At 66.5% G+C, this 21554-nt stretch carries 21 protein-coding genes and 1 tRNA gene; 7 read left to right on the forward strand and 15 right to left on the reverse strand.

The genetic code is table 11. The features are described from left to right. Nucleotide 1: 1 nt before the first annotated feature. The 8 genes from H7U20_RS05020 to H7U20_RS05055 all read right to left on the reverse strand — a co-directional run bounded on the left by H7U20_RS05020 (nt 2) and on the right by H7U20_RS05055 (nt 5468). Nucleotides 2-361: an NADH-quinone oxidoreductase subunit A gene (locus tag H7U20_RS05020; RefSeq protein ID WP_199518515.1), complete on the reverse strand. Its 360-nt coding sequence runs from the start codon at nt 359-361 to the stop codon at nt 2-4. 181 nt (nt 362-542) lie between these two features. Further along, nucleotides 543-627: transfer RNA gene (locus tag H7U20_RS05025), tRNA-Leu, on the reverse strand. Between the two features lie 350 nt (nt 628-977). Continuing rightward, the gene (secG, locus tag H7U20_RS05030; RefSeq protein ID WP_199518516.1) at nt 978-1394 is read right to left on the reverse strand and encodes a preprotein translocase subunit SecG; all 417 of its coding nucleotides are present in this window, start codon (nt 1392-1394) and stop codon (nt 978-980) included. Between the two features lie 28 nt (nt 1395-1422). Next, the gene (gene tpiA, locus H7U20_RS05035; protein ID WP_199518517.1) at nt 1423-2172 is read right to left on the reverse strand and encodes a triose-phosphate isomerase; all 750 of its coding nucleotides are present in this window, start codon (nt 2170-2172) and stop codon (nt 1423-1425) included. A 261-nt stretch (nt 2173-2433) separates the two neighbouring features. After that, nucleotides 2434-3414 carry an NAD(P)H-quinone oxidoreductase gene (locus H7U20_RS05040; RefSeq protein WP_199518518.1) on the reverse strand — a complete coding sequence of 327 codons (981 nt, stop codon included), beginning with the start codon at nt 3412-3414 and terminating at the stop codon, nt 2434-2436. Nucleotides 3415-3678: 264 nt separating this feature from the next. Continuing rightward, a complete protein-coding gene (locus H7U20_RS05045) occupies nt 3679-4287 on the reverse strand; it encodes a tetratricopeptide repeat protein (RefSeq protein ID WP_199518519.1) in 609 nt (202 codons plus the stop codon). 61 nt (nt 4288-4348) lie between these two features. Beyond that, a complete protein-coding gene (locus H7U20_RS05050; RefSeq protein WP_199518520.1) occupies nt 4349-5110 on the reverse strand; it encodes a GIN domain-containing protein in 762 nt (253 codons plus the stop codon). A 151-nt stretch (nt 5111-5261) separates the two neighbouring features. Further along, nucleotides 5262-5468: a hypothetical protein gene (locus H7U20_RS05055; RefSeq protein ID WP_199518521.1), complete on the reverse strand. Its 207-nt coding sequence runs from the start codon at nt 5466-5468 to the stop codon at nt 5262-5264. Between the two features lie 316 nt (nt 5469-5784). On the opposite strand from H7U20_RS05055, the gene H7U20_RS05060 reads away from it, so the two are divergent. Further along, nucleotides 5785-6393, forward strand: a complete 609-nt coding sequence (locus H7U20_RS05060) for a hypothetical protein (protein ID WP_199518522.1) — start codon at nt 5785-5787, stop codon at nt 6391-6393. A 114-nt stretch (nt 6394-6507) separates the two neighbouring features. Here H7U20_RS05060 and H7U20_RS05065 read toward each other — a convergent pair whose 3' ends face one another. The 3 genes from H7U20_RS05065 to H7U20_RS05075 are packed head-to-tail and all read right to left on the reverse strand — an operon-like array spanning nt 6508 to nt 9986. Then, nucleotides 6508-8001, reverse strand: coding sequence for an ATP-binding protein (locus tag H7U20_RS05065; protein ID WP_199518523.1), 1494 nt, complete (start codon nt 7999-8001; stop codon nt 6508-6510). Next, nucleotides 7994-8713, reverse strand: coding sequence for a response regulator (locus H7U20_RS05070; protein WP_370593082.1), 720 nt, complete (start codon nt 8711-8713; stop codon nt 7994-7996). Before H7U20_RS05070 ends, H7U20_RS05065 begins: the two co-directional genes overlap by 8 nt. A gap of 25 nt (nt 8714-8738) precedes the next feature. After that, nucleotides 8739-9986: an ABC transporter substrate-binding protein gene (locus H7U20_RS05075; RefSeq protein WP_199518525.1), complete on the reverse strand. Its 1248-nt coding sequence runs from the start codon at nt 9984-9986 to the stop codon at nt 8739-8741. A 526-nt stretch (nt 9987-10512) separates the two neighbouring features. Here H7U20_RS05075 and H7U20_RS05080 point away from each other — a divergent pair. From H7U20_RS05080 to H7U20_RS30735, 6 genes are all read left to right on the forward strand, one after another. After that, entirely contained in the window at nt 10513-11781 is a 1269-nt protein-coding gene (locus H7U20_RS05080) for a maltoporin (protein ID WP_199518526.1), read from the forward strand. Nucleotides 11782-11938: 157 nt separating this feature from the next. Further along, nucleotides 11939-13195 carry an ABC transporter substrate-binding protein gene (locus H7U20_RS05085; protein ID WP_199518527.1) on the forward strand — a complete coding sequence of 419 codons (1257 nt, stop codon included), beginning with the start codon at nt 11939-11941 and terminating at the stop codon, nt 13193-13195. 201 nt (nt 13196-13396) lie between these two features. Further along, entirely contained in the window at nt 13397-14350 is a 954-nt protein-coding gene (locus H7U20_RS05090) for a carbohydrate ABC transporter permease (protein ID WP_199518528.1), read from the forward strand. Continuing rightward, a complete protein-coding gene (locus H7U20_RS05095) occupies nt 14340-15218 on the forward strand; it encodes a carbohydrate ABC transporter permease (RefSeq protein ID WP_199518529.1) in 879 nt (292 codons plus the stop codon). Before H7U20_RS05090 ends, H7U20_RS05095 begins: the two co-directional genes overlap by 11 nt. A gap of 157 nt (nt 15219-15375) precedes the next feature. Next, complete coding sequence (locus H7U20_RS05100) at nt 15376-16512, forward strand: ABC transporter ATP-binding protein (RefSeq protein ID WP_199518530.1); 1137 nt, start codon at nt 15376-15378, stop codon at nt 16510-16512. 336 nt (nt 16513-16848) lie between these two features. Beyond that, nucleotides 16849-18543 (forward strand): methyl-accepting chemotaxis protein, encoded by a 1695-nt coding sequence (locus tag H7U20_RS30735; RefSeq protein ID WP_199518531.1) that lies wholly within the window; start codon nt 16849-16851, stop codon nt 18541-18543. Nucleotides 18544-18569: 26 nt separating this feature from the next. On the opposite strand, the gene H7U20_RS05110 is transcribed toward H7U20_RS30735, so the two are convergent. The 4 genes from H7U20_RS05110 to H7U20_RS05125 all read right to left on the reverse strand — a co-directional run bounded on the left by H7U20_RS05110 (nt 18570) and on the right by H7U20_RS05125 (nt 21488). Beyond that, nucleotides 18570-19349, reverse strand: coding sequence for an alpha/beta fold hydrolase (locus H7U20_RS05110; RefSeq protein WP_199518532.1), 780 nt, complete (start codon nt 19347-19349; stop codon nt 18570-18572). Further along, a complete protein-coding gene (gene bla / locus H7U20_RS05115) occupies nt 19346-20227 on the reverse strand; it encodes a subclass B3 metallo-beta-lactamase (protein WP_199518533.1) in 882 nt (293 codons plus the stop codon). Before bla ends, H7U20_RS05110 begins: the two co-directional genes overlap by 4 nt. Nucleotides 20228-20337: 110 nt before the next feature. Continuing rightward, entirely contained in the window at nt 20338-20535 is a 198-nt protein-coding gene (locus tag H7U20_RS05120) for an SRPBCC family protein (protein ID WP_199518534.1), read from the reverse strand. Between the two features lie 164 nt (nt 20536-20699). Next, on the reverse strand, nt 20700-21488 hold the full coding sequence (locus tag H7U20_RS05125) for a MipA/OmpV family protein (protein WP_199518535.1): 789 nt from the start codon (nt 21486-21488) through the stop codon (nt 20700-20702). Nucleotides 21489-21554: the final 66 nt, after the last annotated feature.

Raw genomic sequence — 21554 nt, forward strand, 5'->3', positions numbered from 1 at the left:
CTTATTCCCAATCAAGGGCACCTTTCTTCCAGATATACCAAAAACCGACCGCGAATTCGGCGATAAACACCATCATCGTCACGAAGCCGGCCCAGCCCAGGTCGCGCATGGCGACGCCCCACGGGAAGAAGAATGCCGTTTCCAGATCGAACAAAATAAAGAGAATCGCGACCAGATAATACCGGACGTCGAACTTCATGCGCGCGTCTTCGAAAGCTTCGAAGCCACATTCATAAGGGGAGAGTTTGGCGGCATCTGGCTTGTTAGGTCCAAGCAGATGGCCCAGTACTTGGGGAAGGACACCGACGCCGATACCGACGAGGAGGAACAACAGGACGGGGAAGTAATTTTCGAGGTTCACGGTTGATGAGCTTAAGTTGAACGGTCGGTTAAAGGTCGCGCTACGGTGTTCTGCGGCGTACTTAACGCTTGACCCCAATCAAAGAAAGCTTAGACCAGGATCAAACGACTATTATCCTCGTAAAAAAGCCAGCTTAGGCATATGAGCCATGGCTCATGCGCCAATGCTGGCTTCTGATTTCTGGTGCCGACGACGAGACTCGAACTCGTACAGCTTGCGCCACTACCCCCTCAAGATAGCGTGTCTACCAATTTCACCACGTCGGCGGTAAGGCCGCTATTCTACTGTGTTTCTACGCATTTGTTAATGCCATATTGCGCTAAAACAAGAAGAAAAACGATAAATCTTTATTTCTTTTTATACCCGATTGTTTTTGCAGGCTGAGGTGCCGAAACAATGGGCATTGCACTTCCACCACACGGCGGCCCCACCCCGCCACGGCCGCGCCGGACGCCATATGCGAGCGCCGCGCCGACCACCTGGGGTGTCACCACCAACGGTTCCGCATGCCGCCTGAACCGTGTTTTACTACTGGCTGACCGGGTAAATTCGGCCAGCCGTTATTTTATTACATTTCTGAAGAGTCGGTACTACTTTACTAGCCGCTAAACCCGAATTATTTCGGGATTGATGCGGCGGCGCCACTTGCGCTCGGCGCGGCGGCCGCAGGGGCGGCCGGCGCGGCGGCGGCTGGCGCCGGCGCCGGTGCCGCCGTGGTCGGAATCGCGCCGGCGCCGGTGGCCGGCACTGGCGCGGTGACCTTGTCCATCACGCCGCCGGAGACGCCGGTGTTGTGCTGGGTCGACAGGTAGGACAGCGCCAGGGTCGCGGTGAAGAAGATCGCGGCGGCGATGCCGGTCGACTTCGACATGAAGTTCGACGAGCCGGTGGCACCGAACAGGCTGCCGGAAGCGCCGGAACCGAAGGCGGCGCCCATGTCGGCACCCTTGCCGTGTTGCAGCAGCACCAGGCCGATGATGGCCAGGGCCGACAAAACTTGTACTACGATGACCAGATTGAACAAGGAGCTCATGTTATTCCATTCTCAGTTTAAATTAGTTTTACGCGGCGGCGGAGATAATTGCGAGGAAGTCCGCCGCTTTCAGCGCCGCCCCACCGATCAGACCGCCATCGATATCGGCTTGCGCCATCAATTCTTTCGCATTGTCCGGCTTCATGCTGCCGCCGTACAAAATCTGCACGCCGGCCGCCGCGACCGGGTCGACGCCGGCCAGTTGCGCACGCAGCAACTGGTGCACGTCCTGCGCCATTTGCGGCGTCGCCGTCCGGCCGGTGCCGATCGCCCAGACCGGCTCGTAGGCCAACACCAGACGCGCCAGGTCGGCGACGGCGATCGCCGCCAGCACGGCGCCCAGTTGTTCGCCTACAACAGCGGCGGTGCGGCCCGCTTCGCGTTCCTCCAGCGTTTCACCGATGCACAGCACCGGGGTCAGGCCGGCGGCCAGCGCGGCCACGGTCTTTTGCGCCACCAACGCACTGCTTTCGTGGTGGTAGGCGCGCCGCTCGGAGTGGCCGACCAACACATAGCGACAGCCGAAATCGACCAGCATGCCGGCCGCCACTTCGCCGGTGTAGGCGCCGCCGGCGTGGGCCGACAGGTCCTGCGCGCCCCAGCCGATGCTCGTGCCGGCCAACTCCGCCTGGCACTGGGCCAGGTAGGGTGCCGGCGCGCAGACGGCGCAATCGGCGCCGGTCGAGGTCAAACCAGCCGCGATACCCGACAACAAAGCCGAGTTGGCGGCGCGGTTGCCGTTCATTTTCCAATTGCCGATTACCAGTTTGCGTCGCATAGTAGCCTAAAATTCAATAACCCGCTATTTTAACGCGAGGCCGGAAGGCCGGTCAAACAAAGGGCCGCCCGATTGCGGCGCCAAGGCCGCAATTCGATACATTTCACGCAAGTTTGCGCGGAAAACGTATCGAATTTTCCCGGGAAATGTTGTTCGCGCCAGCGGACTGCCGCGCACGTGCGACCTCGTGCGCGCCTACCGGCTGGCGCGGCATGGATTCCCGCCTGCGCGGGAACGACGAATTCGGGACAATCGACGGCCTCAAATCAGCTGCAACATGATCTTGCCGACGTGGGTGCTGGCCTCCATCAGGGCGTGCGCCTCGGCCGCCTGCTCCAGCGGGAAGGTTTGGTAGATCACCGGCTTGATGCGGCCGGCCTCCAGCATCGGCCAGACGCGCTGGCGCAGCTGGGCGGCGATGGCGGCCTTGAAGGCCACCGGACGCGGCCGCAGGGTCGAGCCGGAGATGGTCAGGCGGCGGCGCAGCACCTGGCCCAGGTCGATGTTGGCCTTGGCGCCGCCGAGCAGCGCGATGATGCCGATGCGGCCGTCGTCGGCCAGGCAGGCGATCTCGCGCGGCAGATAGTCGCCGCCGACCATGTCCAGAATCACGTCGACGCCGCGCTCGCCGGTGAGCGCCTTGGCGACGGCGGCGAAGTCCTCGGTCTTGTAGTTGATGCCGCGTTCGGCGCCCAGCGCCTCGCAGGCGCGCGCCTTGTCGTCGCTGCCGGCGGTGGCGAACACGCGGTGGCCCATGGCGGCGGCCAGCTGGATCGCCGTCACGCCGATGCCCGAGGTGCCGCCCTGCACCAGCAGGGTCTCGCCGGCGCTCAGGCGGGCGCGGTCGAACACATTGCTCCAGACGGTGAAATAGTTTTCCGGCAGCGAGGCCGCCTCCAGCAGGGACCAGCCGGCCGGCAGCGGCAGGCATTGCGGCACCGGCGCCACGCAGTATTCGGCATAGCCGCCGCCCTGCACCAGGGCGCAGACCAGGTCGCCTTTTTTGAAGGGGGAGCCGGCCAGGTCGCCGTCGACGATCTCGCCGGCCACTTCCAGGCCGGGCAGATCGGAGGCGCCCGGCGGCGGCGCGTAACTGCCCTGGCGCTGGAACACGTCGGGCCGGTTGACGCCGGCCGCGTGCACCTTGATGAGCAGCTCGCCGGCCTTGACCACCGGCATCGGGCGCTCGCACAGTTTGAGGACGTCGGCCGGACCCGGCTGGGTGATTTCGATAGCGCGCATGGTGCAGCCCTTGTCAGTTGAACGAAGGGCGATTGTACGATAGCTGCGCCGGCGCTGCAGGCGGCCGGGCGGCGGCCGTCAAGTCAAACAAACCCAAGGGCGCAAACTGGGGTCAGACCCGACGGGTCTGACCCCGGCTCTCCGCCGTGGGGTGGTTTTGAAGCCGCTGGCGCCTTGACACCAGGGCCGCCCCTCCCCCGGTTTCACCTTGGCGCCCCGCCTTGGCGCACCGCCTTGGCGCCCCGCCTTGGCGCACCGCCTTGACTACCCTCCCCCGCTGCGCGACTTGGCGGGCAGCGCCACGCCCGGCTTCCACGCCGCCGACAATGCCTGGCCCTCCTCGATCTGCTCCTGCGTCATGCTCTTGATCAGCATGGCGCGCTGCTCGACGGCGTTGGACGAGCCGTTGGCCGCCGCCAGGTTCCACAGCATGTAGGCGATGACGTTATCCTGCGGCATGCCGCCGATGTGGTAGCGGTACATCAGCCCCAGCACCTGCTGGGCGTCGGCGTGGCCCTGCTCGGCGGCCTTGCGGAAATACACCACGGCCTGCTTGTGGTCCTGGATCACCGCGTTGCCGGTGTAGTACATGGCGCCGACCACATACTGCGCGTCGGCCTTGCCCTGCGCGGCCGCCTTGCGGTGCCAGGCCAGCGCCTGCTTGTAGTCCTGCGCCACGCCACGGCCCATGTAGTACATCAGGCCCAGCAGATGTTCGGCCTCGGCGTTGCCGGCCTTGGCCAGCGGCGCGATCTCGCGATACGCCACGCTGTAGTTCTTGTTGTTGTAGGCGGTCGCGCCTTCGGCGAAGCCGGCCATCGCGGCGGGCGCGGCGCCCAGGGCGAGACTGATCGCTAATATGAGTTTTTTCATGTCGCGTAAGAAATGGGTATTGGTATGACTGCGTTTTCATCCCGACTGCGGGACGCCATTTTTACTTCCAGCTTACTTTGCCTAGGCCGTCGATGCTGACGCTGCGGTTGAGCGGCTTGCCGTAGACCGTGACGGAACCGAGCCCGGACAGGCTCAAGGTGGCGTTGGTCTTGGCGTTGACGATCGCATTGCCCAGGCCGCTCAGGTCGAGGTTCACCGTGTCGGCCTGGAACTGCTGCGCGTTCAAGCCGCCCAGTCCGCCCAGGCTGGCCTTCAACAGCCGACTGCGCCCGCCCAGCGTGATATGACCGGCGCCATGCAGATCGAGTTCCACGCTGTCGTTCTCGCTGACCCACAGGTTCATGCTGCCGACGCCGCCCAGGCTGGCCTTCAAGGTCTTATAGTCGACCGTCACCTTCATGCTGCCGGCGCCGTCCATCGTCAACTCCAGCTCGTCGCCGCTGAAGCCGGCGATATCGGTCGTGCCGACGCCCTCGGAGACCACCTCGCGCAGCGTCGGCAAGACCAGCACGGCGCGCATGGCCGCGGTGTTGAACTTGAAACCGCGCATCTCCGACTCCAGGTGCAAGGTGTCGCCGGCCTGCGAGGTGGCGATCTTGTTCAGATAACGCCGCTCGGCGGTGATGATCAGCGCCGGCACCGCGCCCTGGCGCAGCTTCAAATCGACCATGCCCTCCAGTTTAATCCGCGTCACGCGGGCGTCAATGGGACGGGTTTCGGTGACCGTTTCGTCGGCCTGGGCGCGGCCCAGCAGCGTACAGAGTGCGGCGAACAGCAAGCCAAATGGGAGGAGTTTGTTCATGTCGGGTTCCTTCGGACGTGGTTCTTTTTAGCCAGCGGCAAGAAAGCCCGGCGCGTGCGCCGGGCTCTGCAAACAGCGAATGTAGCAGCACAGCATGGCGAAGGGCAATTTTTCGCCCCGCGCCGGGCCGTGTGCCTGCGGGTCGGACGGCTTAGCCGAACGACCTGGCTTGCGGAACCAGGGCCAGGCGCGGCGCCGACACCACCTGCATCTTGGCGGGCGCGGCGGCGCCGGTGCCGACGAACTGGGCCGCCGGCATGGCGGCGCGGACCGGCACGGCGGTGGTGGCGTAGCTGGCCAGGCCCAGCACAACGGCGATGGCGACAAAGATGGCTTCCATGTTTTTAGCGATTTTCATTATTTTCTCCCCTTGGCGTTGACGGCGCGCCTGTTATCAGGCCGCTGCCGTATATTGATGTGTTGCTTGATCTGTTGGTCGCTGCGTTGGCCGATGCAGCGGTGTATGTGAGCACTATAGCCAGCGCCCGGGCAAGGGCCGGGCGGATTGCGACGAACTGCACGATTCGCGGCCCAGACGACAAAATACGGCGCCGGAACGCTTGGCGCCGCCAAGCAACAATTGAATAGATTGGCCGGGCCGCCTGGTTTATATAATTGAGCCCCGCGTTGTCCAGTCCGGCAACAGCATCCACCACTAGAGGAAAGAAACACCCATGAAAAAAACGCTCGCGCTGATCGCCGCCACCACAACCTTGCTGAGCGGCTGCGGTGGCGGTGGCGGCGGCACGACGGCGGCGCCGCTGCCGCCGGTGGCGCTGCCGCTGGCGGCCTATGTCGGCGAATGGATAGGCGACTGCGCCAACCACCAGCGCGACGGCGCCGTCGTCAAGGCGGTCGGCAACAACGCGCTGAGCCTGGCGGCGCGCACCGACTACTACGACAAGGCCGATTGCAGCGGCGCCATCGTCGCCACCCAGACCGCCAGCGCCGACATCGGGATGAGCTATGTGAGCACTGTCGACAGCAACGTCGCCCTCGGCGTCGGCGTGGCGGCCAAGAGCATCAAGGTCGACCAGATCAACGTGGTGGTGCCCTCCTCCACCGCGACCTTGAGCGGCAGCGGTGTCAGCACGGTGACGCAAAATGGCGTGCAGCAGCAGTGCGTATCGTTCAGCAACGGCGAGCGGACCTGCGTCAACACCCAGGGCAGCCAGGTCGGCGGCAGCGGCCCCGGCGGCCTGTACGCCACCGCCACCGAGCTGTACACGCTCATCGCCAGCGGCGGCGGCTACAGCTTCGAGCAGCGTTTCAACAAGAAGTGATGCGGATTGATGCGCCTGCAGCGAGGCGCAACCAGTCGGCCGGGTAAGGCGGGTAAGGCGGGTAGCCCACGTAATCCGGCTAGTCCGGCTAGTCCGGCCGCGCCGCGCTACCGGCTAGGCGGCGGCCGTCGCCAGCGGCGTGAAGGCGGCGCCGGGCAGCACGATGATGGCGCGGAAGCCGCCGTCGGGATGGTTGTCGAGCAGCAGTTCGCCGCCGTGCGCCTGGACGATGCCACGGGCGATGCCCAAGCCCAGCCCCATGCCGCTGCTGTTCTGCCGGCGGCCGTGCTCCAGCCGCACATACGGCTCGAACAAATTCTTGAACGCGCTCTCCGGCACGCCCGGGCCATGGTCGCGGATTTCGATCTCGATATTGCTGCCCTGCGCACGCACGGCGATCTCCACCTGTTTGCCGTAGTGCAGCGCGTTGTTGAGCAGGTTGCCGATGGCGCGCTTGAGCGCCAGCGGCTTGGCCGCCACGCTCAGGCCGGAGTCGGCGAAGGACACCTCGTGGCCGGCCAGCTGGGCGTCGCGCACCATGCGGCCGAGCAGCGCGTCGAGGCGGATCTCGGTCGGGTTCTCGTGGATGTCGCTGTCCTTCACCGTCTGCAAGGCGCCCTTGACCATCATGTCGAGCTCGTCCAGATCCTCGTGGAATTCGTTGCGCAACTGGTCGTCGTCGAGCAGCTCGGCGCGCAGCTTGAGGCGCATGATCGGCGTGCGCAGATCGTGCGAAATCGAGACGAACAGGCGCTCGCGGTCCTCGATGTAACGCTGGATGCGCTCGCGCATGGCGCCGAAGGCGCGCGCCGTCTTGACGAACTCGCGGCTGCCGGTCTCCGGCAGCGCCGGCATGTGCTCGCCGTTGCCGAAGGCGGTGGCCGCCTCGGACAGCGCCGCCAGCGGCCGCGTGGTCCAGCGCACCACCAGGATCGACAGCACCAGCACCGCCGCCAGCGACAGGGCCTGCAGCAGCAGGCGGTCGCGCGTGAGCGGATTGCCGCTGTCGAGGAAGTACGGGTTCGGCATCAGGGTGGCCAGGTAGAGCCAGTGGCCGGGGTCCATTTCGGCCTGGATCAGCAGGATGGGCGCGGCGGTCGGCTTGGTCAGCACGATGTGCTGCACCCAGCTGTCGGGCAGGTCGTTGATGGTGGCGCCGTCGTCGCCGACGGCCAGCTTGTCCGGCCAGGCGAAGGCGATGCGCACGTTCGACACGTTGGGCAGGTCCTCCTTCAAGGTGGCGCGCACCTGCTTGAGGGCGATGTCGGCCAGCGCCTGCTGGCCGATCGGCACCACGTCGACCGGGGCGCGGTTGATGTTGACCAGGAAGCGCGTGCCGCCCATCTCGCGGAACTGCTGGATGATCAGCGGCCGGTAATTCGGCGGCAGGCTGAGGAAGAAGCGCACCGCGCTGGCGGCGCTGTGGGCCAGGTGCTGCGAGGCGGTGCCGGCCTCGACCTCGGCCTCGGCGCGGCGCTGGGTGGCCCAGATGAAGTTGCCGGCCAGCTGGGTCAGCATGACGCCGGCCACCATCACCACAGACAGCCGGCCCAGCAGCGAGGATGGCAACACCCGCGCCAGCCAGCGCCCCGGCCGCAGGCTAGACATTGCTGACGCTGACGTCGGCCGAGAAGACGTAGCCGGCGCCGCGCACGGTCTTGATCAGCAGCGGCTTCTTGCCGGCGTCGTTCAGGCGCAGGCGCAGGCGGCTGATCTGCACGTCGAGGAAGCGGTCCATCGGGCCGGCGTCGCGGCCCCGGGTCTCCTCGCACAGCACGCTGCGGTCGAGAATGTCGCCGGCGTGCTCGACGAAGTAGCGCAGCAGTTGGAAGTCGAGCCCGGTCAGCGGCACCAGCTCGCCGGTCGGCCCGGTGACGGTGCGCTCGACCGTGTCGAGCGTGAAGCCGACGAAGCGGTAGAAACGCGGCGCGGCGACGACGGCGTTGTCCATGCCGGTGCGGCGGTGGATCGCCTTGATGCGCGCCAGCAGCTCGCGCGGGCTGTAGGGCTTGGAGATGTAGTCGTCGGCGCCCAGCTCCAGGCCGACGATGCGGTCGGTCTCGTCGGAGCTGGCGGTGAGCATGATGATCGGCACGTTGGAGCGGCGCCGCACCGTCTTGCACAGGGCGAAACCGTCGGTGTCGGGCAGCATGACGTCGAGGATCACCAGCGACAACTCGTCGGTGTAGCGGTTGAACTCGGCCAGGAAGGCCTCGCCGTTGTGCGCCAGGCCGACGTCGTACTGGTTCTTCTCCAGGTAGGTCTTGAGCAGGGTCCGGGTTTTTTGGTCGTCGTCAACGATCAGGATTTTACGCATGATTCCGTTCTGTTCTATGGGGTCTTGCCTATTGGGTCTTGCTGAAGGTGCGCGCGATGGTGCCGAGGCGGCGCTGGGTGTCGGCCACCTTGACGTTGTCGTCGAGAAAGAACCGGTGCACCTCGGCCACCATGGCGTCGCGCACCAGCTCGTCGGTGGCCATGCGGTGCACCAGGCTGGGGATCTGCGCCCGGTCGCCGCTGGAGAACAGTTTAAACGAAGCGCGCGCGCAACTGTCCATTTTCGCCAGTTGCGGGTTGCGCAGCACCGGGATCGAACCCTTGACCTGGTTGTACTCGCCCTGGATCGCCGGCGCCATGATGATGGCGGCCAGCCGCTCCTGCGCCGGGCGGTGCGACTCGCGCGTGGCCAGCATGCTCAGCGTGTCGATGTTGTACAGGTGGTAGGCGGCGGTGCCGGGCACGTAGGCGCAGCCGAAGTCCTCGTCGGTGGCCAGGCCGCGCGCGTTGAGCTCGCCCTTGGCCCAGTCGCCCATCACCAGCATGCCGGCCTCGCCGTCGGCCAACTGGCGCGTGGTGTCGTCCCAGGTGCGCTCGGGCACCGGCTGGCTCATCCATTTTTTCAGATAGCGCAGCCGGCCCAGCGCCGCGCCCAGGCGGGCGTCCTGGTAGGCGGCGGCGTCGCGCCGCTGGAACAGGGCGCGGTAGAAATCGGCGCCCTCGGCCAGCACCAGCGTCTCGAACAGGGTGGCGACCTGCCACGGCTCGCTGCTCTGCGCCAGCGGCACCACGCCGGCCTGTTGCAGCACGCCGGCGGCGTGCTCGAACTCGGCCCAGCTGGACGGCGGCGCCAGCTTGTACTGCTTGAACAGCTTGCGGTTGTAGAACAGGGTGTTGATGCGGTGCACGCCGAGCGGCGCGGCGTAGACGTGGCCGTCGGACTGGATCGCCGCCGCCACGGTGGGCAGCATCAATTTGTCCCATTTGCCGGCGGCGGCCACGGCGTCGAGGTCGAGCAGCAGGTCGAGCCTGGCCCAGTCGCGGATGACGATGCCGTTGACCTGGGCCACCTCGGGGGCGTCCTTGGCCAGCATGCGGCTGCGCAACACGATGCCGGCGCCAACCCCCGATCCGTTGGGGATCATGCTGTCGCGCCAGCCGATGTTCTCCTCGTTGAGGCGGGCGGCGATCAGGTCGACCGCCTTGCGCTCGCTGGCCGATTTCCACCAGTGCAGCACTTGCAAGCCCTCGGCCTGGCCGGCGCCGCACGCGGCCAGGCACGCCAGCGCCAGCAAGCGGCGCAGGAAATATCCCATGTCTCCTCACTCCTACGGCGGCCGCCTCGTGGGGCTGGCCTGTTGTTGTTGTCGATGTCGGCGCCGCGTCGTGTCGCCACGCGGCCCCGCGCCATACCGCCGTGACTATACATGATGTGCCTTGCGGAACGTTGGTAAGCATGTAAACCATTTTGCAAGGAAGCGTGTGCTTTTGTTGCGAAGTGTTGCAGGCTGGCAGATCGCTAGCCAGTCCGCGCCGGCCCCGCCGCAGAGTGGCGGGGCCGATTGCGGCGACCGGTCGATTGTAAAGTTATGTAAGCACGCGCATCGTGGAAAAAGAGCCATTTCACAACAAAATCAAGCACTTACTGCTTTTAGCCACACTTTCCCGCCCCTCACTGGTATCACATTTGGTGCAATGTTACTGTCTGCGGGCCGTAGCAAATTATTACAAGAAACACCACCAGCAAGTGTGGCTAGCACGTCGGCAAGGACTTGAGACTACACGGGATCTTTAGCGTCGTGTCCGGGGCCGCACTCTTAAAACCAGAAGGAGACAATCGTAATGAATCGTACCGTCCTCAAAACCCTGCCCGCCGCCCTGGCCCTGGCGCTCGCCTGTGGCGCCGCCTATGCCGGCGACCACGAAACCGAAGGCTTCCACGGCTATGTCCGCGCCGGCGCCGGTTCCAGCTCGGAAAAAGGCCCACAAAGCTGCTTCGGCCTGGGCGGCATCACGATGTCCTACCGTCTGGGCAACGAGTGCGACAGCTTCACCGAATTCGGCTACACCAAGGAGTTCGCCAAGTCGGCCAACGGCGCCAGCTTCGTCGGCACCGTCTGGGTCGACGCCTACAAGAACGGTTCGGACTTCGGCGACGCCAAGACCAGCATCGCCAAGGCCTATGTCGAAGCGAAAAACCTGCCGTTCATGAACGGCGGCATCGTCTGGGCCGGTAAGCGCCACTACTACCGTCCCGACATCCACATGCTCGATCTGCAGTACATCAACATGAACGGCACCGGCGCCGGTGTCGACGCGCTGCCGCTGGGCGCCGGCAAGTTCAGCTACGCGATCTTCAAAGACAACGACCTGAACAACGTCAACGCGGTCACCGGCAAGATCACCTCCGGTTCGGCGGTGCGCCAGAACGTCGTCTACGAAGGCCTGCCGGTCAACGAAAACGGCACCCTGGACGGCGCCCTGTCGCTGATCACCGCCAGCAGCAAGGACGACGGCGACAAGACTCACAACGGCTGGCAGGTTTCGCTGTTCCACCGCCAGGCCAAGGTCTTCGGCGGCTCCAACACCGTCGGCCTGCAATACGGCGTCGGCCCGGGCACCGGCATCAACGGTCCTTGCTGCGCGCGCATCGGCCCGTCGGGCAGCACCCTGCTCGGCTCCGACTACACCCGCGTGCGCGTGTTCGACGACCTGGTGGTGCAACCGACCCGCCAGTTCAGCATGGAGTTCGTCGGCCTGTACCAGCGCGACAAGAACGACAAGGACGGCGCGCAAACCTGGACCACCGTCGGCGCCCGCCCGGTGTACGCCTTCGCGCAGAACTTCAAGCTGCAAGCCGAACTGGGTGTGACCCGTCTGAAAAAGGACACCAGCCCGGACACCATGCGCCTGACCAAGCTGACCATCGCACCGACCATCACCGTCGGCGAGGACTACTGGTCGCGTCCCGAGCTGCGTCTGTTCGTCAGCTACGGCAAATGGAACGACGCCGCCACCAAGGCCGTCAACGCCTTCAACAACCAGGGTCCTGTCTACGGCAGCAACACCAGCGGCGCCTCGGCCGGCATCCAGCTGGAAGCCTGGTGGTAATCCACCGCTAGTGCCCAAGGGCTAGTCCCGCCGCCGCCCCGCCGCATCCGTGCGGGACGGCGGCCGGGTCCGCATCGTCCCGCTTTGCCGCGCGCAACGGGACATAGCAGCGCCGCACAACGGCGCTACAATCATCCAATCTAGGAAGACCGATACCATGAAATTGAAACCTTTCGTCCAAGCCGCCCTGGCGCTCGCCACCGTTGCCGCCGCCACCCCGGCCGTGCACGCCGCGGCCCAGGTTGAAGTGCTGCACTACTGGACCTCGGGCGGCGAAGCCAAGTCGATCGCCGAGCTGAAGAAAATGATGGAAGCCAAGGGCGTGGCGTGGAAAGACTTCGCCGTCGCCGGCGGCGCTGGCGAGAACGCCACCACCGCGCTGAAAGCCCGCGTCATCGCCGGCAGCGCGCCCACCGCCGCCCAGATCAAGGGCCCGTCGATCCAGGAATGGGGTCAAGAAGGCGTGCTGGCCAACATCGACGCCGCCGCCACCGAAGGCAAGTGGGACAGCCTGCTGCCGTCCGTGGTCAGCAAGGTCATGAAATACCAGGGCCACTACGTCGCCGTGCCGGTCAATGTGCACCGCGTCAACTGGCTGTGGGTCAACCCCGAGGTGCTGGCCAAGGCCGGCGCCAAGGCGCCGAGCAATTTCGACGAGTTCTTCGCCGCCGCCGAAAAAATCAAGAAGGCCGGCCTGATCGCCGTCGCCCACGGCGGCCAGCCATGGCAGGACACCACGGTGTTCGAGTCCGTCGTGCTGGGCACCGGCGGCGCCGCGTTCTACGACAAGGCCCTGGTCAAGCTGGACCAGGCCGCCCTGACCGGCCCGCAAATGGTCAAGTCCTTCGAGACCCTGGCCAAGATCAAGACCTACATCGACAAGGACGCCGCCGGCCGCGACTGGAACCTGGCCACCGCGATGGTCATCAACGGCAAGGCCGGCATGCAGTTCATGGGCGACTGGGCCAAGGGCGAGTTCACCGCCGCCGGCAAGGTCGCCGGCAAGGACTTCCTGTGCCTGCCGGCGCCCGGCACCGAGAAGGCCTTCACCTTCAACATCGATTCGCTGGCCATGTTCAAGGTCAAGAACGCCGACGAGCAGAAGGCCCAGCTGAGCTTGGCCAGCGCCGTGATGAGCCCCGAGTTCCAGGAAGTGTTCAACCTGAACAAGGGTTCGATCCCGGTCCGCGCCGGCGTTTCGCGCGCCAAGTTCGACGCCTGCGCCACCCGTTCGATGGACGACATGGCCGCCGCCAGCAAGGCCGGCGGTCTGGAGCCGAGCATGGCCCACGGCATGGCGATCGATTCGGCCAAGGCCGGCGCGATCCAGGACGTGATCGCCAAGTTCATGAACTCGGCAATGACGCCGCAGGCCGCCGTGCAAGCGTTGGCCAAGGCCGCCAAGACCAAGTAAGCATCGCCAAGTAAGCATCACCGTCGTTCCCGCGCCGGCGGGAACCCATGCTGAGCCGTCCGGCCAGCGCCAGTGGGTTCCCGCCAACGCAGTGGAGCGGCAGCAGTCGGCGCGCTGCCCGCCCGGGCCGCGCGCCAGAGGACCGGACGCCGCATTCGCGGCGCCCGCCTCCGCCTCAAGCTCTAGTTCTGGAGAATCTGCATGTCCGCCACACCCGTTTCCACGGCCCGCCCGCTGCCCAGCGCAGCGCCGCGCGCCCCGGCCTCGGCCAGCCGTCTGGCTGCCCTGGCCGACACCTGGCTGCCGCGCCTGGTGCTCTCGCCCACCATCATCGCCTCGCTGGTCTTCGTCTACGGCTTCATCGGCCTGACCGCCTGGCTGTCGCTGACCGAATCGCGCATGATGCCGAACTTCGAGTTCGCCGGCTTCGGCCAATACACCACCCTGTTCGAGATCGACCGCTGGTGGACCTCGGCCGGCAACCTGGGCATCTTCGGCGGCCTGTTCATCCTGGTCTGCCTGGTGATCGGCCTGAGCATGGCGATCCTGCTCGACCAGCGCATCCGCCACGAGGGCGCGCTGCGCGCCATTTACCTGTACCCGATGGCGCTGTCGTTCATCGTCACCGGCGCCGCCTGGAAGTGGATCCTCAACCCCGGCCTGGGCCTGGAGAAGATGGTGCACGACTGGGGCTTCCCCAACTTCAGCTTCGACTGGCTGGTCAACTCCGACATGGCGATCTACACCGTCGTCATCGCCGGCGTGTGGCAGTCCTCCGGCTTCGTCATGGCCCTGTTCCTGGCCGGCTTGCGCGGCGTCGACGACGCCATCATCAAGGCCGCCATGGTCGATGGCGCCAGCCTGCCGACGATTTACCGCCGCATCGTGATCCCCTCCCTGCGTCCGGTCTTTTTCAGCGTGCTGCTGGTGCTCGCCCACATCGCCATCAAGAGCTTCGATCTGGTGATGGCGCTGACCGCCGGCGGCCCCGGCAACTCGTCGGACGTGCCGGCGATCTTCATGTACCAGTTCTCCTTCACCCGTGGCCAACTCGGCCTGGGCGCCGCCTCGGCGATGATGATGCTGGCCACCGTGCTGGCCGTGCTGGTGCCGCTGATGTACATGGAAACCAAAGGAGCCCGCAATGGACGCTAATCTCAACGCCGAGGGCGGCCGCCTGACGCCGGGCCGCTTCGCCATCTACACCCTGCTGGTGCTGGTCGCGCTGTACTACCTGGCGCCGCTGTACGTGATGGTGACCACCTCGCTGAAAACGCTGGAGCAGATCCGCGAGGGCAACCTGCTGGACTTCCCGCTGCACCCCAACACCGTGGCCTGGGGCAAGGCCTGGTCGACCGCCTGCACCGGCGTGCGCTGCGAGGGTCTGCAACCCTACTTCTGGAACTCGGTGAAGATGGTGATCCCGGCGGTGCTGCTGTCGAGCCTGATCGGCTCGCTCAACGGCTACGTGCTGGCGCACTGGCGCTTCCGTGGCTCGAACGTGGTGTTCACCGCGCTGATGGTCGGTTGCTTCATCCCCTTCCAGGTGGTGATCCTGCCGATGGCGCGCCTGCTCGGCATGGCCGAGCTGGCCAACACCACCAGCGGCCTGGTGCTGGTCCACATCATCTACGGCGTGGCCTTCACCACCCTGTTCTTCCGCAACTACTACGTCTCGGTGCCGGAGGAGTTGGTCAACGCCGCCCGCATCGACGGCGCCGGCTTCTTCACCATCTACCGCCGCATCATCTTCCCGCTGTCGCTGCCCATCTTCATGGTCTGCTTCATCTGGCAGTTCACCCAGATCTGGAACGACTTCCTGTTCGGCGTGGTGTTCGGCGGCTCGGACGCGCAGCCGGTGACGGTGGCGCTGAACAACCTGGTCAACACCTCGACCGGGGTGACCGAGTACAACGTCAACATGGCCGCCGCCATCATCGCCGCGCTGCCGACGCTGGTGCTGTACATGGTGGCGGGCAAATACTTCGTGCGCGGCCTGACCGCCGGCGCCGTCAAGGGCTGATGGTGTAGACCCCGCAATGCCGTCGGCGACTACAAGGTCGGCGGCGGCAATATGGGGTCGGACCCGCGGGGTCCGACCCCGGCTCCCGCCTTGGGGGCGTTTTCACCCAATTCATATCCAGTCCGGTCAGCCGACCGGCACTGTCAGGAGACATAGCATGGCAAGTTTATCGATTCGTAATGTGCGCAAGGTGTACCCGAACGGCGCGGAAATTCTGAAGGGCATCGATCTGGAGATCGAGGACGGCCAGTTCATCATCCTGGTGGGCGGCTCGGGCTGCGGCAAGTCGACCCTGCTCAACATGATCGCCGGCCTGGAGACCATCTCCGAGGGGCAGATCCTGATCGGCGACCGGGTCGTCAACAACATCCCTCCCAAGTCGCGCGACATCGCCATGGTGTTCCAATCCTACGCCCTGTACCCGACCATGACGGTGCGCGAGAACATCTCCTTCGGCCTGGGCATCCGCAAGGTGCCCAAGGACGAGCAGGACAAGATCGTCAACCGGGTCGCCGAGACGCTGCAGATGACCCACCTGCTCGACCGCAAGCCGGCCATGCTGTCGGGCGGCCAGCGCCAGCGCGTCGCCATGGGCCGCGCCATCGCCCGCGACCCGTCGCTGTTCCTGTTCGACGAGCCGCTGTCGAACCTGGACGCCAAGCTGCGCGTCGAGATGCGCGCCGAGATCAAGCTGCTGCACCAACGCCTCGGCGCCACCATCGTCTACGTCACCCACGACCAGATCGAGGCGATGACCCTGGGCGACCGCATCGCCGTGATGCGCGACGGCGTGGTGCAACAGTACGGCAGCCCGCAGGACATCTACGACAAGCCGGACAATCTGTACGTGGCCGGCTTCATCGGCTCGCCGTCGATGAACTTCCTGCGCGGCAAGCTGGTGCCGCACGGCGACGGCGCCGCCTTCGCGCTGGAGCACGGCGGCGTGACCACCCTGCTGCCGCTGCCGGGCGACAACAGCGTGCTGCGCCAGCACCAGAACCGCGACATCATCCTCGGCATCCGCCCCGAGCACGTCACCGACGCGGAGAGCGCGCGGCGCGCCTCGGCCGAGGGCCGCTACCATCCGACCGAGGTCGACTGCGTGGTCGAGATGACCGAGCCGACCGGCCCGGACACCCTGGTGTTCGCCTGGTTCAACGGCATCCGCGCCACCTGCCGCACCCACCCGCGCGCCGGCGCCCTGCCCGGCCACGACGTCAAGCTGGCCTTCGACCTGTCGAAGGCGGTGTTCTTCGATCCGACCTCGGAGCAGCGCGTCGACCTGAGCGTTTAAAAGCCAGCGTCGTTCCGCATCGGCGGACCGCCGCGAAGCGGGAACTCATGCGCCGCATGGGTTCCCGCATGCGCGAGAACGACAAAACTGGGGTACTCGACGTGCCCCTCTCCTCCCCGTCCCATCTTGGTTGGCGCCCCGGCGCCGCGACGCCAGCGGCTTGCCCGCTGCCGCCGCAATGCATCCCCAGCATCCGCAGCAAACACAACAACAGCAACGGCAGCAACGGCGGCAGCGGCAGCGGCAGCGGCAGCGGCAGCGGCAGCGGCAGCGGCAGCGGCCGAACATCATCCACCACAAAAAGCCGGCGACAGTCCGGCGCCATGGAGACAGAAAATGAAACTCAACAACATCAAGATCGGCTACCGCCTGATGCTCGGCTTCGGCCTGATGCTGGTGCTGATGGCCGGTATCACCGCCATCGGCACCTTGGCGACGCGGCAGAGCCGCGACAACCTGACCCGCTCGGTCGAGCGCAGCAACGCCAAGTCGGCCCAGGTGGCGGCGATGCGGCAGAACCTGTTCCACCAGGGTCTGGCGGCGCGCAACATCGGCGCCACCACCGACCTCCAACAGATGCAACAGGAGATGGCCAACATCGGCGCCGAACAACAGCGCTACCGCGCCAACCTGGCCAAGCTGGAGGCGGTGCGCCTGAACCCGGAGGAGCAGGCCATCGTGGTCGAGATGCAGGGCTACGACAAGGCCAGCCTGCCCTTCGTCAAGGAGGCCGAGCAGTACGTCGCCGGCTTCAACGCCGGCCAGGCGCTGAAGGTGCTGACCGGCCAGGTGGCGCCGCTGCAGGATAAGTGGCTGGCCGCCATCGACCGCCTGGCCGGCCTGCAGAACCGCGAGATCCAGCACAGCCTGGCCGAGTTCGACAGCGAAAGCCGGCGCGCCAACGGCGTGATGCTGCTGATCTGCGCGCTGGCGATGTCGCTGGCGCTGCTGGTGGCCTGGCGCTTGAGCCGCAGCATCACCGCGCCGCTGCACGAAGCGCTGGGACTGGCCCGCCGCGTCGCCGCCGGCGACCTGACGCTGAACATCGACGCGCCGTCCGACGACGAGACGGGCCAGTTGCTGGCCGCCCTGCACGAGATGAACGACAGCCTGGTCAAGACCGTCGGCGCGGTGCGCCACGGCACGCAGACCATCACCGTGGCCTCGCGCGAGATCGCCAGCGGCAACGCCGACCTGTCGGCGCGCACCGAGGCGCAGGCCAGCGCGCTGGAGCAGACCGCCAGTTCGATGGAGGAGCTGACCGGCACCGTCAAACAGAACGCCGAGCACGCCCAGCAGGCCACCGAACTGGCCGCCTCGGCGGCCAACGTGGCGGCCGAGGGCGGCCAGATCGTCGCCGAGGTGGTCGGCACCATGGGCTCGATCAAGCAGAGCTCGTACAAGATCGTCGACATCATCGGCGTCATCGACGGCATCGCCTTCCAGACGAATATTTTGGCGCTCAACGCGGCGGTGGAGGCGGCCCGCGCCGGCGAGCAGGGACGCGGCTTCGCCGTCGTCGCCAGCGAGGTGCGCAACCTGGCCCAGCGCAGCGCCGGCGCGGCGAAGGAAATCAAGCAGTTGATCGGCCATTCGGTCAGCCAGATCGATGCCGGCAGCCGCTTGGTCGACTCGGCCGGGCAGACCATGACGGCGATCGTCAGCTCGGTGCGCCAGGTGGCCGACTTCATGCAGGACATCACCGCCGCCAGCCGCGAGCAGAGCGTCGGCATCGAGGAGGTCAACCGCGCCATCGGCCAGATGGACGAGATGACGCAGCAGAACGCGGCGCTGGTGGAACAGGCGGCGGCGGCGGCCGAGAGCATGCAGGATCAGGCGCTGTTGCTGGCCGACGCGGTCAGCATCTTCAAGCTGGGCGACGGCCAGCCGGACGCGGCCATGGCGCCGGGGGTGTCGGCGAGCTTGCCGCCCTTAGCGACCTTAGCAACGCCGCAGCGGCCGGCAGTCACGCGCAGCAAGACGCCGCTCAAGCCGCTGCGGGCCCGGCCGCCACTGGCCTACGTCGACTAGGCACGGGAAGGCGGCCGACCGGCGAATCAGCCGGTGCCGCCGGCCTGCATGCACTCCAGCATCAAACCCAGCGTCCGCTCATACAGTTCAGGCTGCTCCAGCATCAGCGACCAGACGCGGTTGTGCTCGGCGCCCGGCAGCACGTGCAAGTGGCGCCAGCGCGCCTTGCCCGCCGCCGCCAGCAGGCGCTGCGGTATCTCCAGCGGAATCACCGCGTCGTGCTCGGCGGCGACCAGCAACAAGGCGCCCTCGAATTTCTCCAGTATCGCCCAGGCGTCGCTGTCGTCCCAGCTGCGCGGGCGCCGGATCGCGGCGGAGAACTCCGGCCCGAACGCAAGCTCGTAGGCGCCCGGCGCGTACACCCCCGGCACGAACAGGATCAGCGAGGCGACCGGCGTCAGCGCGCTCAGCCGGATCGCGTTGTAGGCGCCCATGCTGGCGCCCAACACATGTAGCGGCGCCGGCAACCGGCGCGCCGCGATCACCGCCTGGGCCTGGCGCGTGCGCGAGGCCAGCGACGACTGCGCCAGCGCGCCGCCCGTCTCGCCGTGGCCGATGCAATCGAAGCAGGTGCTGCCGATGCCTTGGCGCTGCAAGGCCTCGCGCATGATGGTGTAGCCGGGGCGCGCGGCGCTGCCGGCACCGTGCAGCACCAACGCGTTGTTGGCGCGTGCGCCGGGAAAGTGGTCGCCCTTCAGCGTCCACGCGCCGAACGGCAGCTCGAAAAGCTGCAACGGCGGCAACGGCGCCAACGGCTGCTGCGGCGGCGCCGGCGTTGAGGCCGGTGTGGCGGCGCCGCTCGTCATTGCTTGCCGCCCTCCTCGGCCAGCCGCTTCTGCAAAGCCGTCCGGCTCAGCTCGGCATACGCCTTGCAGGCGCCGCTGGACAAGAGCGGATTCCTGCCCGCTTCGCGCGCGGCCACCTTCTCCCACAACTGGGCGGCGTTCGGATGCACGGTGAGCAGGATGTCGCAAGGCAGCGCCGCCATGGTCTTGAAGCTGCGCTCAAAATCGCGCAGCACGCTAGGGTAGCTCTGGTTGGCGGAAAATTTGAAGGCGCCGGCGGCGATCGGATTGATGCTGTCGGCGTAGACGATGTTGGCGCAACCCTGGCGGTCGCAGGCGCGCCAGCTCCAGCTCAGACCGCCCGGCGTGTGGCCCGGCGTGAAATGGGCGGTCAGCTTGTTGCCGCCCAGCGTGACCGTCTGGCCGTCGCGCACCGTGCGCACCTTGGCCACCGGCGCCCATGGCGTGCTGTCGCTGGCCTGCGGATCGGCAGGTTCGACCCTGCCACGGCGCAGCGCCAGCGCCGCCAACGGGCTGGCCAGCACCGTGGCGCCGCTCAGGCGTTGCAGCTCGGCCAGGCCGCCGGCATGGTCGACGTGGGCGTGCGAGCTGAGGATCAGCTTGACGTCCTCGATGCGGAAGCCGAGCTGGCGCACGCTGGCGGCGATGCGCTGGGCCGACTCCGGCAGGCCGCCGTCGATCAGGATGTGGCCGGCCGGCGAGGTCAGCAGCGCCGCGCTGAGGCCCTGCACGCCGACGTAGTAGCTGTTGCCGTAGAGCGCGAACGGCTCCACCGCGTCGTTCCAGTCGCCCCAGCCATCGGCCCGGGCCGGCGCGGTCGTCAGGGAGGCGCCGCAAATCAGGGCGGCGGCGAGCAGTGCGCGGGTGGTGTTCGGCATAAGGTGTTGGGTAAATGGATAAAACCTCCCGCCGCACGGGGCGGGATGGTAGCGCCACAGCGTACGCAAGGCGCGCGCGCGTGTCAATTCCATCTTGGCTGGCGCCCGGCCTAGTAGCGCGTTAGGCAATCGCACAAGTGGCCGGCCAGGCATTGGGCCAGATGCCCGGGCTGGACCCAGGCCTGGAACACCAACGCCAGCGAGGCGTCGAACAGGCGCGTGATGGTCAGCTCCCGTCCGGACAGGCCGGCGGCGGCGGCATTTGTCAGCTTGGCGGTTTCGGTTTCGATGTCGGTTTCCGGCGTCATGTTGCGCGTCCTCCTGTTGAAGGGCGACAAGGTAGTCGCCGAATCGATCGAAACTTCCTTTCCAGTGGCGGCGCCGGTGCGCCACCAAGCCGGCCGCCGGCACCCTCAGGCGCCGGAGGGCGGCGGCCGGCCCGGCTTGAACGGCTTGCCGGCCGGCGCGACAATCAGAAGCTGCGGCTGACGTAGATGGCGGCGGTCGGCGCGGTCTTCTTGCGGGTCAGCGGGCTCTTGCTGGCATCGCCGCTCAGCGAGCTGACGCCGGCCATGCCGGTCAAGGACCACTTGCCGGGGAAGGTGTGGGTCCAGCTGAGGCCGGCATCGACGCCGTACAGGCCGGACTTCGGCGTGAACTCGCGGTAGCCCGAGTTTTTCGACTGGGTGGCGTTGACGCCGTAGTAGGTCTTGGCGTATTTGCTGTCGGCGAAGTTGGCGCCCAGGCTCAGACTGAGGGTGTCGCTCGGCGTCTGGTACAAGTGGCCGGTGATGCCGACACCGAAGCTGGCGCCATTGTCGCGCTGCGACACCGGCACCTCGGCGCGGGCGCTCACCTCGACCCGTTCGAAGATGGCGTAGCTCAGGCCGAAGTTGGCGGTGGCGTTGGTTTTGATCTCGCCCATGCCCTTCAGGTACTTGCTGCCGGTTTTGCCGGCGATGCCGCGCTCGTCGCTCTCGCTGCGGCCGCCGCGCACGCCCAGCGCCACGCTGTACTTCAGCGGGCCGGCGCTGCCGCCGTAGCCCAGGCCGCGCATGGTGCTGGCGAACAGGCCGTTGGCCATCGCGTAGTCGAGCTGCACGACCGGCGCGACCACGTGTTCGTCCGAACCGGAATAACGCGAACCGACGGCGACGCCGGCGCCCACGGTGAAGACGTTCTCGGCGGCGGCGGCGGCGGCCTGGCCGGCCAGCAGCGACAACAACAAAAGGGGCACGGCTTTGATTGAACTGCTATTCATGATGGTTTTCCATTCCAGGTTGAGAGGCGATTTACTAAGAATCGGCTGCTCGAAGTATTCCCCCGT

Source organism: Rugamonas violacea, from assembly GCF_016461825.1.
Classification (GTDB): domain Bacteria; phylum Pseudomonadota; class Gammaproteobacteria; order Burkholderiales; family Burkholderiaceae_D; genus Rugamonas.

What these genes read in the sequence shown, in the direction of transcription:
- H7U20_RS05095 (WP_199518529.1), top strand. Translation starts at nt 14,340, where the DNA reads ATGGACGCTAATCTCAACGCCGAGGGCGGCCGCCTGACGCCGGGCCGC.
- bla (WP_199518533.1), bottom strand. Translation starts at nt 20,227, where the DNA reads ATGCCGAACACCACCCGCGCACTGCTCGCCGCCGCCCTGATTTGCGGC.
- H7U20_RS05050 (WP_199518520.1), bottom strand. Translation starts at nt 5,110, where the DNA reads ATGAACAAACTCCTCCCATTTGGCTTGCTGTTCGCCGCACTCTGTACG.
- H7U20_RS05125 (WP_199518535.1), bottom strand. Translation starts at nt 21,488, where the DNA reads ATGAATAGCAGTTCAATCAAAGCCGTGCCCCTTTTGTTGTTGTCGCTG.
- H7U20_RS05045 (WP_199518519.1), bottom strand. Translation starts at nt 4,287, where the DNA reads ATGAAAAAACTCATATTAGCGATCAGTCTCGCCCTGGGCGCCGCGCCC.
- H7U20_RS05090 (WP_199518528.1), top strand. Translation starts at nt 13,397, where the DNA reads ATGTCCGCCACACCCGTTTCCACGGCCCGCCCGCTGCCCAGCGCAGCG.
- H7U20_RS05110 (WP_199518532.1), bottom strand. Translation starts at nt 19,349, where the DNA reads ATGACGAGCGGCGCCGCCACACCGGCCTCAACGCCGGCGCCGCCGCAG.
- H7U20_RS05120 (WP_199518534.1), bottom strand. Translation starts at nt 20,535, where the DNA reads ATGACGCCGGAAACCGACATCGAAACCGAAACCGCCAAGCTGACAAAT.
- H7U20_RS05055 (WP_199518521.1), bottom strand. Translation starts at nt 5,468, where the DNA reads ATGAAAATCGCTAAAAACATGGAAGCCATCTTTGTCGCCATCGCCGTT.
- H7U20_RS05075 (WP_199518525.1), bottom strand. Translation starts at nt 9,986, where the DNA reads ATGGGATATTTCCTGCGCCGCTTGCTGGCGCTGGCGTGCCTGGCCGCG.
- H7U20_RS05060 (WP_199518522.1), top strand. Translation starts at nt 5,785, where the DNA reads ATGAAAAAAACGCTCGCGCTGATCGCCGCCACCACAACCTTGCTGAGC.
- secG (WP_199518516.1), bottom strand. Translation starts at nt 1,394, where the DNA reads ATGAGCTCCTTGTTCAATCTGGTCATCGTAGTACAAGTTTTGTCGGCC.
- tpiA (WP_199518517.1), bottom strand. Translation starts at nt 2,172, where the DNA reads ATGCGACGCAAACTGGTAATCGGCAATTGGAAAATGAACGGCAACCGC.
- H7U20_RS05085 (WP_199518527.1), top strand. Translation starts at nt 11,939, where the DNA reads ATGAAATTGAAACCTTTCGTCCAAGCCGCCCTGGCGCTCGCCACCGTT.
- H7U20_RS05065 (WP_199518523.1), bottom strand. Translation starts at nt 8,001, where the DNA reads ATGTCTAGCCTGCGGCCGGGGCGCTGGCTGGCGCGGGTGTTGCCATCC.
- H7U20_RS05080 (WP_199518526.1), top strand. Translation starts at nt 10,513, where the DNA reads ATGAATCGTACCGTCCTCAAAACCCTGCCCGCCGCCCTGGCCCTGGCG.
- H7U20_RS30735 (WP_199518531.1), top strand. Translation starts at nt 16,849, where the DNA reads ATGAAACTCAACAACATCAAGATCGGCTACCGCCTGATGCTCGGCTTC.
- H7U20_RS05040 (WP_199518518.1), bottom strand. Translation starts at nt 3,414, where the DNA reads ATGCGCGCTATCGAAATCACCCAGCCGGGTCCGGCCGACGTCCTCAAA.
- H7U20_RS05100 (WP_199518530.1), top strand. Translation starts at nt 15,376, where the DNA reads ATGGCAAGTTTATCGATTCGTAATGTGCGCAAGGTGTACCCGAACGGC.